Consider the following 14,040-nt stretch of genomic DNA (forward strand, 5'->3'; position numbering starts at 1 on the left):
GTAGGCGGCTCGAGGAAGAAGGAGCTCGCCTCCGTGGCGTCCCACCGTCGTCCCAAGCAACCGAGCCGCGCCCGTGTGACCGTGCTCACCGCAGCCGCCACCGCGGCCGTGGCCCTGTCCTCCCAGGCGGCCCAGGCCGACCCGAAGCCCTCCAAGAGCGAGGTCAAGGCGAAGGTCGAGAAGCTCAGCCACGACGCCGGCGAGGCCAATGAGCAGTACTACGGCGCCAAGGAGAAGCAGCAGAAGCTGGAGAAGGAAGTCAGGGCGCTGCAGGACAAGGTGGCCCGCGGTCAGCAGGAGCTCAACAAGCTCCGCAACGGCCTCGGTTCGCTCGCCGCGGCGCAGTACCGCTCCGGTGGCATCGACCCGTCGGTGCAGCTCTTCCTCTCGTCCAACCCGGACAGCTTCCTCGACGAGGCCTCGGCCCTCGACCAGTTGACGGCCAAGCAGACCGAGATCCTGGGGAAGATCCAGGAGAAGCAGCGGGTCCTCGCGCAGGAGCGCAAGGAGGCCCAGGACAAGCTCGGTGACCTCGCGGACGTGCGCAAGACGCTCGGCGCGAAGAAGCAGAAGCTCCAGGACAAGCTGGCCGAGGCGCAGCGCCTGCTCAACACGCTGACCGAAGCCGAGCGCGCGAAGATGCGCGAGGACGAGCAGCGTGCCAGCCGCGCCGCCGGCGACCGGGTCGAGCTGGGCAAGGAGGTCCCCGCCTCCGCCTGGGGCGCCGCCGCCCTGAACGCCGCCTCCACCCAGGTGGGCAAGCCGTACGGCCGTGGCGGTACCGGCCCCGGATCCTTCGACTGCTCCGGACTGACCCAGTGGGCCTACGCCCAGGCCAACGTCAGCATCTCCCGGGTCACGTACACCCAGGTCAACGACGGCGTCCACATCGGACGCAGCGCACTGAAGCCGGGTGACCTGGTCTTCTTCAACAACACCTCGCACGTGGCGCTCTACGCGGGCAACAACACCGTCCTGCACGCCCCGTACCCGGGCACGTTCGTCCGCTACGAGTCGATGAACACCATCGGCAGCTTCCAGTTCGGCGTGCGCGTCGGCTGACGACGCCCGAACGGGCGAATTCCCGCGCCCCGCACGGACCGTGCGCCCCGACGGAGACCACAGGTCACCGCCGGGGCGCAGTTGTTTTCGCCGCTCCGCCGTCCGGCGCGGCCCTTGGTCGCTCCGTAACCGCCCGACTACTGTCTGCCTGCCGTGCAGCTCCCGGTCTTCGGTCCGCCCACCCCGGGCGGCAGGGGCTGCGCACGTCTGCGTACAGCGGAAGGGAGTGCGGCGTCCTGTGGTGTCCCATCGCCGTTCCACACAGCCCGGCCTCGGCCGGGGCGCCCGGGTCACTGTTCTGTCGGCCGCGGCGGCGACCGCGGCCGCCACGCTCGGGGCGGCCACCGCGAACGCCGACCCGCAGGACGGCCCCGGGGCCGCCAGGGCCACGGTCGACCGGCTGTACGGCGAGGCCGAGCGGGCCACCGAGCAGTACAACGCGGCCGGTGAGAACGTCGACCGGCTGCGCGGCGAGGTGAACCGGGCCCGGGACCGGGCGGCCCGCGGTCAGGAACGCCTCAACCGGATGCGGACGGCGCTCGGTTCGGCGGCGAGCGCGCAGTACCGCTCGGGCGGCCTCGACCCCTCGCTCGCCCTGCTGCTCTCCTCCGACCCGGACAGCTATCTCGACCGGGCCGCCACGCTGGAGCGCCTGACCGAGCGCCAGGTGGCCGAGCTGCGGGAACTCCGCAAGACCCGGCGCACACTCGCACAGACCCGCGCGGAGGCCGACCGGGCGCTGGCAGAGCTGGAACGGAACCGGGCGGCCGCCACCCGCCACAAGCGCACCGTCGAACGCAAACTCGCCCAGGCCGAACAGTTGCTGCACGCGCTGCCCCGTGCCGATCGGGCGGCCTTCGAACGCGCCTCGCGCTCCGGGCGCGACGACGTGTTCCCGGCGACGGCCGATCTGCCGGCCGGCTCGGCACGGGCGGCCGTCGCCGTCATGGCGGTCCGCCGGGCACTGGGCCACCCGTACGTCTGGGGTGCCAACGGACCCGCCGGATTCGACTGTTCCGGGCTGATGCAGTGGGCGTACGCCCAGGCCGGGGTGAGCCTGCCGCGCACCTCGCAGGCCCAGCGGTACGCGGGGCGCATGGTGCCGCTCTCCGAGGCCCGCCCCGGCGACCTGGTCGCCTACCGCGCGGACGCCGGCCACATCGGGATGTACGTCGGGAACGGCCAGGTGATCCACGCCCCGTATCCGGGTGCCCCGGTGCGCTACGACCCCGTCGGCATGATGCCCGTCTCCTCGGTCACCCGTGTCTGACCCGTACCCTCGACCGGGTGACGGACAGGCGGGGACGCATCGCGGGACGGCGCACGGTGGGAGCTCTGCTCGCCGGGCTGCTGCTCGCCGCCGCCTGCGCGGCCCCCGACGACGGGGCCGCCCCGGAATCCACCGCCCGAGGTGTCCGTGCCGTCCTGGACCGCCGGGCCGCCGCCGTCCTGCACCACGACCCGGACGCCTATCTGGCCGCCGTGGACCCGAGGGCCACCGGGCTGCGCACGGCCCAGCGGCGGGAGCTGGACAACCTCGCGGACGTACCGCTGACCTCATGGACGTACCAGCTGACCGACGTGACGGAACAGGGCAGCGACCAGGTCACCGCGGACGTCCGGCTGCGCTACCGGATCGCGGGGTACGACGCCGCCCCGGTCTCCGCGGACCGGGTGCTCGACCTGCGACGGGACCGGGCTGACGGCCGCTGGTACATCGTCGGCGACCGTGCGGCGGCGGACGGCGGCGGGCTGCTCTGGCAGCAGGGCGACGTCCAGGTGGTACGCGGAAGGCACAGTCTCGTCCTCGGGGTCGGCCGCACGCAGGAGGAGCTGCGCCGTATCGCGGGCACCGCGGACCGCGCCGTGCCCGCCGTCTCCGGCGCGTGGCCGCGGCAATGGGCCGGGCGCGTGCTGGTGCTCGTACCGCACACCGTGGAGGACATGGCGGGTCTGCTGGGGGCACCGGCGGCGAACTACCGGGGCATCGCGGCCGTCACCACCGCACGGACCGGCGGTCCGGACCGGGCCCCCGCGGACCGGGTGATCGTCAATCCGCAGGCGTACGGCATGCTCGGCACCCTCGGGCAGCGGATCGTCCTCACCCACGAGATCACCCATGTCGCCACCCGCACCAGCACCTCCGCCGCCACCCCGACCTGGCTCTCCGAGGGCTTCGCCGACTGGGTGGCCTACCGCGCCGAGGGCCGCACGGCCGTGCAGGCCGCGCCCGAGCTGGCCGCCGCCGTCCGGCGCGGCGATCTGCCCGCCGAACTCCCCACGGACGAGGACTTCGGCTTCGCGGGCGACTCCACGCGCCTGGCGAGGGCGTACGAGGGCGGCTGGCTGGCCTGCGAGCTGATCGCCGACCACTGGGGCGAGGAGAAGCTGCTCGCGTTCTACCGCGCCGTCGGAGGGCACTCGGGGCGGGACGGGGCGGTGGAGCAGGCCATGCAGGAGGTGCTCGCCACGACCCCGCAGGACTTCACGGCACGGTGGCGGGAGTCCCTGCGTTCCCTGCTCGGCTGAGCGCGGCGCGGGATTCAGGAGCCGACGAACTCCGACTCCCGGCCGGTGTCCGGCCGAGGAGACGGTGCTTCGTGGCCCTCGCGCGCGGTCCGGGACGCCGTCTGCCGCCACAGCCGCCGGCAGGCGATCAGTGTCGCCGCGACCAGCAGGCCGTTGCGCAGGAACATCAGCGTCACGCCTGTCGCGTCACCCGCCACCACATGGACGAACCCGAACGGGAACTCCCACTGCGTGAAGCCCGTGGCGAGCAGCACCAGACCGGTCGGCAGCACTATCCGGCTGTCGCGGAAGACCATGCAGACCGCCGCCAGGCCGACCAGCCACAGCATGTACTGAGGACTGATCACCCGGCTGGTGGTGGTGAACAGCAGCACCGCCGTGAACGCCGCGTCGGCCGGAGTGCTCACCCGGAAGTCGCGGGCCCGCAGCCGCCACACCAGCAGCCAGCCGAAGGCGGCGACGGACAGTCCGAGGGCGAGCGTGCTCACCAGCGGCACGTACGGCCCCAGGAACTCCATCGAGCCGTAGTGCAGTTCCACCCGGCCCTGCCAGCCGAACCGCCGCCACACCTGGAAGACCAGTGCCCCGAGCGACTCGACCTCGGTGCCCCGGTCGCGCTGGAAGCCGAGGAAGGCCAGCGCACCGGGCATCGCCAGGGCACAGACCAGGAGCAGCCCGGCCGCCGTCACCGCCGCGGCCGTCCACGCCCGGCGCGTCCCGGGCCCATGCGGGGTACCGGCCAGGACCAGCACCGGCCACACCTTGAGCAGCGCACCGACCGCGGCCAGCGCCCCCAGGACCCTCGGCCGACACGCCCCGGCCAGCAGCGCCGCCACCGCCACCGCCGTCACCATCACGTCGTAACGGGCATACGCGGTCGTACCGAGCAGTGGCACCCCCGCCACCCAGACCCAGGCGCCCGCCGCCCACCGTCCGGCCCGGCGGCCCGCGTACAGCAGCAGCCCCAGCACCAGCCCGTCGCACAGGAATGCGAGGACGAAGAAGGCCGGGGCGTACTCCAGGAAGGGCAGCAGGGCGGGGGAGAGGACGGCCAGCGCGGCAAGAGGCGGATACTGCCAGGTGACGTCGGACCGGGGGTACGTACCGCTCTTCAGGACCTCGGACCAGCCGTGGTAGATCACCGAGACATCACTGGTCACGTCCGGGCCCGGCAGCGCGATCACCTTGGTGACGCAGAGCAGCAGCGCGACCCTGGTGAGGACCCAGACCGCGAGTACGGGCCGCACGCCGGCCGATCCCTTCATGACCGCCTCGTCCGTTCGTCGGTGGGTGCTCGTACGAGGGGCCATGATGCCCGCCATGTCGGTGCGCGTACCGTTCCGACCCGAATGCCCGGTACTGTCGGACCGGATGGACAAGACCCTGATCGTGACCAACGATTTCCCGCCCCGCCCCGGTGGCATCCAGGCATTTCTGCACAATATGGCATTGCGTCTGGACCCCGGACAGATCGTCGTATATGCCTCCACCTGGAAGCGTGGCCCCGAAGGCGCCGCCGCCACCGCCGCCTTCGACGCGGAGCAGCCTTTCACCGTCGTCCGCGACCGCGCGACGATGCTGCTGCCGACCCCACGAGTCACCCGGCGTGCGGTACAACTGCTGCGCATGCACGGCTGCAGGTCCGTCTGGTTCGGCGCCGCGGCCCCGCTCGGGCTGATGGCACCGGCGCTGCGCAGGGCCGGCGCCCGCCGACTGGTCGCCACCACGCACGGGCACGAGGCGGGCTGGGCCCAGCTGCCCGCGGCCCGCCAACTGCTGGGCCGGATCGGCGAGACCACGGACACGATCACTTATCTGGGTGAGTACACCCGCTCCCGGATCGCCACCGCGCTCACCCCGGAGGCGGCGAGCCGCATGGTCCAGGTGCCGCCCGGCGTCGACGAGAAGACCTTCCACCCGGACTCCGGCGGGGACCTGGTCAGGGCCCGGCTCGGGCTCTCGGACCGGCCCGTCGTCGTCTGCGTGTCACGGCTCGTGCCGCGCAAGGGCCAGGACACGCTGATTCTCGCGATGCCCGCGATCCTGGCGCAGGTGCCGGACGCGGTGCTCCTGATCGTCGGTGGCGGACCGTACGCCAAGGAACTCGAGCGGCTGGCGGCCCGAACGGGGGTGGCCGACTCGGTGCGCTTCACCGGGCCGGTGCCGTGGGAGGAGCTGCCCGCCCACTGCGGCGCGGGCGATGTCTTCGCCATGCCGTGCCGCACCCGTCGCGGCGGCCTCGACGTGGAGGGCCTCGGCATCGTCTTCCTGGAGGCGTCCGCGACCGGTCTGCCGGTGGTGGCGGGCGATTCGGGCGGCGCGCCGGACGCCGTGCTCGACGGCGAGACCGGGTGGGTGGTGCGCGGCGGCTCCGTGGAGGAGTCGGCCGACCGGATCGTCACTCTGCTCCGCGACCCGGAACTCCGGCGGCGGATGGGGGAGCGGGGGCGGGCCTGGGTGGAGGAGAAGTGGCGCTGGGACCTGCTGGCCGAGAGGCTCAGGGCGCTGCTCTGAGGCGGCTTCGGCCGGTTCCGTTCAGGCCCGCCCGAACCGGCCCCGCCCTGTGAGCGGCGGTGTGCTCGTACCGGGGCCGGACAGCGGTGTCGCTGTCCGGCCGGTGGAGGCGGGTTGCCTCAGCCGCAGTTGCCCCAGCTCATGCGTCCACCCGTGGCGTTGATGCCGGCCTGTCCGTCCGGACCGGTGTTGATCGTGCCCCAGTACTTCACGCACTTGCCCGCGGCGCTGCCCCGGACCGGGCCGGCGTAGCTGGTGTAGTTGCCCTGATCCACGTACGAGTTGCCGTTCTGGATCATGAGCTGGGCCGTCGTGAAGGTGGCCGAACCGGTGTACGAGGTCTTGACGGTGACGACGCAGTTCTTGCCGTTCCCGCTGCTGTACATCAGATAGACCGTGCCGGCGACCGTGCCACTGCTGAACTTCACCGGAGCGGAGGCGACGACGGAGTAGCTGTAGCCGTCGGCGCCGCAGACCGCGGCCGGGCTGGCCGCGGTGGCCGCGGCCTGGGCCGTGGCGGGCACCGCCACGAAGGCGGAGGCGGCCATGGCCATGATGAGGCCGGCCCGCTTGAAGGCAACGCGCATGGGAGTCCCCCCTGGACTGTGGATCAGCGGTGTGATCCAGACCCTCGCACTGGCCGATTAGCGACACAAGGTCGCGTTTCAGCCAATGGATTTCGGCCTCGGTTGACGGCTGGGGGTTCCGGCAGCCGGCCGTCAGCCCCGGTAGATCGCCTCGATCTCGTCCGCGAAGTCCTTCGCCACCACATTCCGCTTCAGCTTCAGCGACGGCGTGATGTGGCCGGCGTCCTCGGTGAACTGGGAGACCAGGACGCGGAACTTGCGCACCGACTCCGCCTTGGACACCGCCGCGTTCCCGTCGTCCACCGCCTGCTGCACCTCGGCGAGCAGCTCAGGGTCCTCGCGCAGCGACGCGACCGTCGAACCGGCCGGCTTGCCGTGTTCGTCGGCCCAGCGGCCCAGGAACTCCTCGTCCAGGGTGACCAGCGCGCCCACGAACGGCCGGCCGTCGCCGACCACCATGCACTCGGCGACCAGGGCGTGCCCGCGGATGCGGTCCTCGATCACCGCCGGAGCGACGTTCTTGCCGCCCGCCGTGACGATGATCTCCTTCTTGCGGCCGGTGATCGCGAGATAGCCGTCCTCGTCGAGCGTGCCGATGTCGCCCGTGTGGAACCAACCGTCGGCCAGTGCCTCGGCCGTCGCCGCCTCGTTGTTCCAGTAGCCGGTGAACAGGTGCTCGCCGTGCAGCAGCACCTCGCCGTCGTCGGCGATCCGGACGACCGAGCCGGGCAGCGGCTGGCCGACCGTGCCGATCTTCTGCCGGTCCCACGGGTTGAAGGCGGTGGCCGCGCAGGTCTCGGTGAGGCCGTAGCCCTCCAGGACGGTGAAGCCGATGCCGCGGTAGAAGTGGCCGAGCCGCTCGCCCAGCGGCGCGCCACCGGAGATCGCGTACTCGCCGCGTCCGCCGAGCACGGCCCGCAGCTTGCCGTAGACCAGCCGGTCGAAGAGCTTGTGCTTGAACTTCAGGCCCATGGACGGGCCCTGGGGGGTGCTCAGCGCGCGGCTGTAGGCGATCGCGGTGCTCGCCGCCCGGTCGAAGATCCTGCCCCTTCCGTCGGCCTGCGCCTTGGCGCGCGCCGCGTTGTAGACCTTCTCGAAGACGCGCGGCACACCGAGGATCAGCGTCGGGCGGAAGGAGGCCAGTTCATCGGTGAGGTTCTTGATGTCCGGTACGCAGCCGAGCTTGATCGGGGCCATCACCGAGGCCACCTCGACCAGCCGTCCGAAGACATGCGCGGCAGGCAGGAAGAGCAGCACCGAGCACTCGCCGGTACGGAAGAGGGGTTTCAGCCGCTCCACCACGTTGCCGCACTCCGCGAAGAAGCTGCGGTGCGTGAGCACACAGCCCTTCGGGCGGCCGGTGGTGCCCGAGGTGTAGACGATGGTCGCCGGGTCGTCCGCCTTGGCGCTCGCCATGCGCAGGTCCAGGTCCGCGTCCGAGACGTCCTCGCCGATCGCCGACAGGCCGCGGACCGCGTCGTCGTCGATCCGCCAGATGCCCTTCAGGGCCGGCAGGTCGGCCTGGACCGAGGCCACGGAGGCCTGGTGCGCCTCGGACTCCACGATGCACAGGGCGGCACCGGAGTCACCGAGGATCCACTGGATCTGCTCCGGCGAGCTCGTCTCGTACACCGGCACGGTGACCGCGCCGGCACTCCAGATCGCGAAGTCGAGCAGTACCCACTCGTAGCGCGTACGGGACAGCAGAGCCACCCGGTCGCCCGCCTCGATCCCCGCAGCGATCAGCCCCTTGGCGACGCCTCTGACCTCGGCCAGGAACTGTGCGGCGTCGACATCGGCCCACCCGCCCGCCACCTTGCGGCTCATCACCGCGACATCGGGATGCTGAGCGGCATTGCGGCGGATGAGATCCGTCAGGTTGCCGTCCGAAGGGACCTCGTACAGGGCCGGAAGGCTGAACTCGCGCAAGACTGCTGCTCCTCATCGGGCTCCGGTGCCACGGCTCTGTGCGACGCACCGGCTGCGGTCCAAGAATGGCAAGTGCTCAGTGGGGTGAGCACGACTGGACTGCCCGGACGTTACCCACCAGTACTCGGTTCCCGATAGGGGGTTCCGGCCAGATGTCTTATGCGTCACATACAACCGTGATCCTTGGGCGCACAGTAGTCCACCGCCGTGACGAGCCGGCGGTCGTCGCAGGTCCGGCGGCCTCTGTCCAGGTGGACGGCGGAGTCCTAGGGTGGTCGCCATGCCAGCCGGACCGAACAGCGAAGGAACCGCGACCGCGCGGCGCACCCGCCTCCATGTGATCAGTGACGTGCACGGCAACACCGAGGCCCTGGCCCGCGCCGGGGACGGCGCCGACGCCCTGATCTGCCTGGGTGACCTGGTGCTCTTCCTTGACTACACCGACCACTCGCGCGGTATCTTCCCCGATCTCTTCGGCGTGGAGAACGCCGACCGGATCGTCGAGCTGCGCACCGCCCGCCGCTTCGAGGAGGCCCGCGCGTTCGGCCGCGGCCTGTGGGCGGGCAAGGACCGCAACGCCGCGATCGTCTCGGCGGTGCGCAAGCAGTACGCCGAACTCTTCGCGGCCTTCCCCACCCCGACGTACGCCACCTACGGCAACGTCGACATTCCCGGCCTGTGGCCCGAGTACGCACAGCCGGGCACCACGGTCCTCGACGGCGACCGGATCGAGATCGGCGGCCGGGTGCTCGGGTTCGTCGGCGGCGGCCTGAAGACCCCGATGAACACCCCGTACGAGATCAGTGACGAGGAGTACGCGGCCAAGATCGAGGCGGTCGGCCCGGTCGACGTGCTGTGCACCCACATTCCGCCGGACGTGCCGGAGCTGACGTACGACACGGTGGCGCGCCGCTTCGAACGCGGCAGCCGGGCGCTGCTCGACGCCATCCGCAGGACCCGTCCCCGGTACGCGCTGTTCGGCCATGTCCACCAGCCCCTGGTCCGCCGCATGCGCATCGGTGCCACCGAATGCGTGAACGTCGGCCACTTCGCGTCCACCGGCAGGCCGTGGGCCCTGGAGTGGTGAACGCACCGGCACCGGACCCTGGGCCGAGGCGGCGCGCACACGCGATAGCCTTCAGACGGCAGGCATCTGCCGACGCACCGGTACACCGCACTGGAGGAGCCACGGCGATGGCTGAACACACCAGCTCGACGATCACGATCGAGGCGGCACCGGCCGACGTCATGGGAGTGATCGCCGACTTCGCCCGCTATCCGGAGTGGACCGGTGAGGTCAAGGAGGCCGAGGTCCTCGCCGTCGACGACCGGGGCCGCGCCGAGCAGGTCCGTCTCGTCCTGGACGCCGGAGCCATCAAGGACGACCACACCCTCGCGTACACCTGGATCGGCGACCACGAGGTCAGCTGGACCCTCGTCAGGTCCCAGATGCTGCGCGCCATCGACGGGTCCTACGCACTCGCCCCGCTGGGCGACGGCGACCGTACCGAGGTCACCTACCGGCTGACCGTCGACGTCAAGATCCCGATGCTCGGCATGATCAAGCGCAAGGCGGAGAAGGTCATCATCGACCGGGCCCTGGCCGGCCTGAAGAAGCGCGTCGAGTCCGTACCGAAGGCCTGACCGGGTGCGTACGGTTCTCGTCACCGGCCCCGGCGGCGCCGGCCGTACCACCGTCGCGGCGGCGACCGCACTGGCCGCGGCCCGCCGGGGCCGGCGCACCCTGCTGCTCTCCACCGACGCCATACCCGGCTTCCCCGACGGCACGGAACCCGCCGAGGTCACCGACGGCCTGTGGTCCGCCCGCATCGACTCCGGCGAGCACTTCCGCAGCGAACTCCTCGCCCTCCAGGACCAGGCGTCCGGGGTGCTCGACCTGCTCGGCGGGAACCGGCTGGACGGCGAGGAACTCACCGAACTCCCGGGCAGCGCCCAGCTCGCCCTCCTGCACACCCTGCGCCGCGCCGCCGAGGGCGACTGGTCGCACGAGGGCTACCAACTCCTCGTCGTCGATCTGCCGCCGCTGCGCGAGGCGCTGGCCGTGCTCGCCCTCCCCGAACAGCTGCGCCGCTATCTGCGCCGGCTGCTGCCCCAGGAGCGCCAGGCCGCACGCGCCCTGCGCCCGATGCTCGCCCAGCTCGCCGGCGTCCCCATGCCGGCGCAGTGGCTGTACGAGGCCGCCGCCCGCAGGGACGCGGAGCTGGCCGACGTCCAGGCCCTGATCGAGGACCGCAACACCACGCTCCGGCTGGTCGCCGAACCCGGCCCCGCCGCCGAGGACGCCCTGCGCACCGCCCGCACCGGACTCGCCCTGCACGGACTGCGCGTCGACACCCTCGTGGTGAACCGGGTCCTGCCCAGGCACTCCGGCGACCCCTGGTTCGCGGCACTGGCCGCGCAGCAGGAGAAGACCGTCGACCACTGGTACGAGGAATGGGTGCCCGCGGCGGCCCTGTGCGAGGTGCCCCACCTCGGCCGCGACCCGCGGGGCCCGGACGACCTCGTCCTCCTCGACACCGGGGCCGGCTGCACCGTCTTCGAGGAAGCGGGTACCGGGGGCGGTCGCTTCGAGGGCGACGGACTCGCCGCGGAGCTGGAGGACCGGAGCCCCGGCCGGGCCGACGACCCCTGGTGGATCGAGGACCCGAACGCCCCGGGGGGCATCGACGAGCTGCGTACCCTGCTGCCCGGCGACCGGATCGTGGCCGTCCCCCCGTCCGACGGCGACTCCGTCCTGGTCTGGTGCCTGCCCCTGCCCGGCGCAGTGAAGACGGACCTCCAGCTGGTGCGCCGCGGCAACGAACTGCTCCTCACCGTGGGCCCGTTCCACCGGATCGTCCCCCTGGAGTCCGGGCTGCGTCGCTGCACCGTCTCCGGCGCCGCACTCACCGACGGGGTGCTCAGGGTCAGGTTCACGCCGGACCCCGGACTGTGGCCGCGGACGAGCTGAACGGCGCGACACGGTTCGGGTAACGTCGGTAGTACGCGGCCCGTACGCCGGGCCGCAGCCGAACCACGTCGCAGGAGTCCGCCATGAGCGAAGCCACCGATCGTCCCGTCGACGACGACGCGTGGGCGAAGGCCTGCGCCGAGGACCTCGAAGCGGAGAGGGCCCGCCGCCGCGCCCGGTACGGCCCGCCGCCCGGCTCCGCCGCCGAGGAACTGCGCAAGCTGGTCGACGCCGTGACCGACAAGGTCTCGTCCCTCGGGACGCCGCTCTTCGGCGCGACGGCCCAGGGCACCGTGCAGCAGATCATCAAGCAGGCGAAGTCCGCCGTCGAGCCCGTCATCGAGCGCAATCCGGACGTCTTCGACCACATCGCCGCGGCCGGCAGCGAACTCCTCGCCGCCTACCGTTCCGCCGTGGAAGGCCAGGAACGCCGCTGGACCCGGGGTGCCGAGGACTCCGCGTCCACCGACAAGAGGGCCGACGACCCCACCGACCCCCGCGACGAGGGTCCCGCCGCGGGCGAACACATCGACCTGGACTGACCGGCACGGATGGGTCGGGTCCCCGGCTCGGGTACCGTTGGCCACAGCGGGGCTCGACCGAAACTGAGGGATTCATGGGACTCACCATCGGCGTCGATATCGGCGGCACGAAGATCGCAGCTGGAGTGGTCGACGAAGAGGGCCGGATCCTCTCGATGTTCAAGGTGCCGACCCCGCCGACGGCTGAAGGCATCGTGGACGCGATCGCGGCGGCCGTGTCCGGCGCGGGCGAGGGCCACCAGATCGACGCGGTCGGCATCGGCGCCGCCGGGTACGTCGACGACAAGCGCGCCACCGTGCTGTTCGCTCCGAACATCAACTGGCGGCACGAGCCGCTGAAGGACAAGGTCGAACAGCGCGTCGGCCTGCCGGTCGTCGTCGAGAACGACGCCAACGCCGCCGCCTGGGGCGAGTACCGCTTCGGCGCCGGACAGGGCCACGACGACGTCATCTGCATCACGCTCGGCACCGGTCTCGGCGGCGGCATCATCATCGGCAACAAGCTGCGCCGCGGACGCTTCGGTGTGGCCGCCGAGTTCGGCCACATCCGGGTCGTCCCGGACGGGCTGCTCTGCGGCTGCGGCAGCCAGGGCTGCTGGGAGCAGTACGCGTCCGGGCGCGCTCTGGTCCGGTACGCGAAGCAGCGTGCCAACGCCACCCCCGAGAACGCCACGATCCTGTTGTCGCTCGGCGACGGCACGGTGGACGGCATCGAGGGCAAGCACATCAGCACGGCCGCCCGGCAGGGCGACCCGGTGGCGATCGACTCGTTCCGCGAGCTGGCCCGTTGGGCCGGGGCCGGACTCGCCGACCTCGCCTCGCTCTTCGACCCGTCCGCGTTCATCGTCGGCGGCGGGGTGTCGGACGAGGGCGACCTCGTCCTCGACCCGATCCGCAAGTCGTTCCGGCGCTGGTTGATCGGCGGCGAGTGGCGCCCGCACGCCCAGGTGCTCGCGGCCCAACTGGGCGGCAAGGCAGGTCTGGTGGGCGCGGCGGACCTGGCCCGCCAGGGCTGAGCTACCGACAGCCGGACGGAGCCGGACGCCCGTCGCGCCCCATGGGGAGCGGCGGGCGTCCGTCGTATCGTGAGACGCATGGTCCCGACGCCGCTGCCCGACTCCCGTACCGAGCAGGATGGTTCGGCAGTCATCCGGGTGCTCAGCTACAACATCCGGTCGATGCGCGACGACCGCGAGGCGCTGGCCCGCGTCATCAGCGCCTGCGCCCCCGACCTCGTCCTCATCCAGGAAGCCCCGCGCTTCTTCCGCTGGCGCAAGCGCGCCGCCTGGCTCGCGGCCCGCACCGACCTGGTCGTGCTCAGCGGCGGCGGCACGGCGGCCGGGCCGTTGCTGCTCTGCTCGTTGCGGGCCGCCGTGGAGCGGACGGAGGATGTCCTGCTGCCGCTCACGCCCGGACTGCACCGAAGGGGCTTCGCCACCTCGGTGGTACGGATCGCGGGCACCCGGATCGGACTGCTGAGCTTCCATCTGAGCCTGCAGCGCGAGGAACGCCTGGCCCAGTCGGGGATGGTGCTGGAACGGCTGGACGCGATGGGCGTCGAGCACGCCATCGCGGCCGGTGACCTCAATGACGTACCCACCGGGCCCGCATTCCGACGGCTGGCCGGACGGCTCCAGGACTGCTGGGCGGTCCGGCCGTGGGGCGCCGAGAACACCTTCCCGCCGGACCGTCCGCAGCGGCGCATCGACGCGGTCTTCGCGACGCACGGGATCGAGGTGCTCGGCTGCGGCGTCCCCACAGGGCTGCCCGGTGTCGCCGAGGCGGATCTGCGGGCGGCCACGGACCATCTGCCGGTACTGGCGGCCCTACGAGTGCCCGCGACCAGGCCCTGAGCCGCGCGGCCGGCCGCCGCGCGGCGCCTTCGGGCGGGCCGTGTGCCTGCCCG

Annotated in this window: 12 protein-coding genes and 1 pseudogene; 10 read left to right on the forward strand and 3 right to left on the reverse strand. The window is 72.1% G+C overall.

Annotated features, from left to right (window positions below):
- The first annotated feature begins 33 nt into the window (after positions 1–33).
- The 3 genes from ACIRP2_RS04635 (at position 34) to ACIRP2_RS04645 (ending at position 3,591) form a co-directional block, all read left to right on the forward strand.
- The gene (locus ACIRP2_RS04635; RefSeq protein WP_404246490.1) at positions 34–1,062 is read left to right on the forward strand and encodes an NlpC/P60 family protein; all 1,029 of its coding nucleotides are present in this window, start codon (positions 34–36) and stop codon (positions 1,060–1,062) included.
- A 238-nt stretch (positions 1,063–1,300) separates the two neighbouring features.
- Positions 1,301–2,332 carry an NlpC/P60 family protein gene (locus tag ACIRP2_RS04640; protein WP_404246492.1) on the forward strand — a complete coding sequence of 344 codons (1,032 nt, stop codon included), beginning with the start codon at positions 1,301–1,303 and terminating at the stop codon, positions 2,330–2,332.
- Positions 2,333–2,349: 17 nt separating this feature from the next.
- Positions 2,350–3,591 carry a hypothetical protein gene (locus ACIRP2_RS04645; protein ID WP_404246494.1) on the forward strand — a complete coding sequence of 414 codons (1,242 nt, stop codon included), beginning with the start codon at positions 2,350–2,352 and terminating at the stop codon, positions 3,589–3,591.
- Here ACIRP2_RS04645 and ACIRP2_RS04650 read toward each other — a convergent pair.
- Positions 3,548–4,856: pseudogene (locus ACIRP2_RS04650) on the reverse strand (glycosyltransferase 87 family protein). The gene ACIRP2_RS04645 and the pseudogene ACIRP2_RS04650 sit on opposite strands and share 44 nt — an antisense overlap.
- Positions 4,857–4,962: 106 nt before the next feature.
- On the opposite strand from ACIRP2_RS04650, the gene ACIRP2_RS04655 reads away from it, so the two are divergent.
- Complete coding sequence (locus ACIRP2_RS04655; RefSeq protein ID WP_404246496.1) at positions 4,963–6,105, forward strand: glycosyltransferase family 4 protein; 1,143 nt, start codon at positions 4,963–4,965, stop codon at positions 6,103–6,105.
- 119 nt (positions 6,106–6,224) lie between these two features.
- Here ACIRP2_RS04655 and ACIRP2_RS04660 read toward each other — a convergent pair whose 3' ends face one another.
- Positions 6,225–6,692, reverse strand: a complete 468-nt coding sequence (locus tag ACIRP2_RS04660) for a spore-associated protein A (protein ID WP_404246498.1) — start codon at positions 6,690–6,692, stop codon at positions 6,225–6,227.
- A 132-nt stretch (positions 6,693–6,824) separates the two neighbouring features.
- On the reverse strand, positions 6,825–8,621 hold the full coding sequence (locus tag ACIRP2_RS04665; protein ID WP_404246500.1) for an AMP-dependent synthetase/ligase: 1,797 nt from the start codon (positions 8,619–8,621) through the stop codon (positions 6,825–6,827).
- Positions 8,622–8,901: 280 nt separating this feature from the next.
- Between ACIRP2_RS04665 and ACIRP2_RS04670 the strand changes: the two genes are divergently transcribed.
- From ACIRP2_RS04670 to ACIRP2_RS04695, 6 genes are all read left to right on the forward strand, one after another.
- A complete protein-coding gene (locus tag ACIRP2_RS04670) occupies positions 8,902–9,708 on the forward strand; it encodes a metallophosphoesterase (RefSeq protein WP_404246502.1) in 807 nt (268 codons plus the stop codon).
- A gap of 107 nt (positions 9,709–9,815) precedes the next feature.
- On the forward strand, positions 9,816–10,265 hold the full coding sequence (locus tag ACIRP2_RS04675; protein ID WP_404246504.1) for an SRPBCC family protein: 450 nt from the start codon (positions 9,816–9,818) through the stop codon (positions 10,263–10,265).
- A gap of 4 nt (positions 10,266–10,269) precedes the next feature.
- Positions 10,270–11,592, forward strand: a complete 1,323-nt coding sequence (locus ACIRP2_RS04680; protein ID WP_404246506.1) for an ArsA family ATPase — start codon at positions 10,270–10,272, stop codon at positions 11,590–11,592.
- 83 nt (positions 11,593–11,675) lie between these two features.
- Positions 11,676–12,134 carry a DUF5304 domain-containing protein gene (locus ACIRP2_RS04685; protein WP_404246508.1) on the forward strand — a complete coding sequence of 153 codons (459 nt, stop codon included), beginning with the start codon at positions 11,676–11,678 and terminating at the stop codon, positions 12,132–12,134.
- A 74-nt stretch (positions 12,135–12,208) separates the two neighbouring features.
- Positions 12,209–13,150 carry an ROK family glucokinase gene (locus ACIRP2_RS04690; RefSeq protein WP_376209780.1) on the forward strand — a complete coding sequence of 314 codons (942 nt, stop codon included), beginning with the start codon at positions 12,209–12,211 and terminating at the stop codon, positions 13,148–13,150.
- 78 nt (positions 13,151–13,228) lie between these two features.
- Entirely contained in the window at positions 13,229–13,987 is a 759-nt protein-coding gene (locus tag ACIRP2_RS04695; RefSeq protein ID WP_404246510.1) for an endonuclease/exonuclease/phosphatase family protein, read from the forward strand.
- Positions 13,988–14,040: the final 53 nt, after the last annotated feature.

The organism is Streptomyces sp. NPDC101194 (assembly GCF_044767885.1).
Lineage (GTDB): Bacteria > Actinomycetota > Actinomycetes > Streptomycetales > Streptomycetaceae > Streptomyces.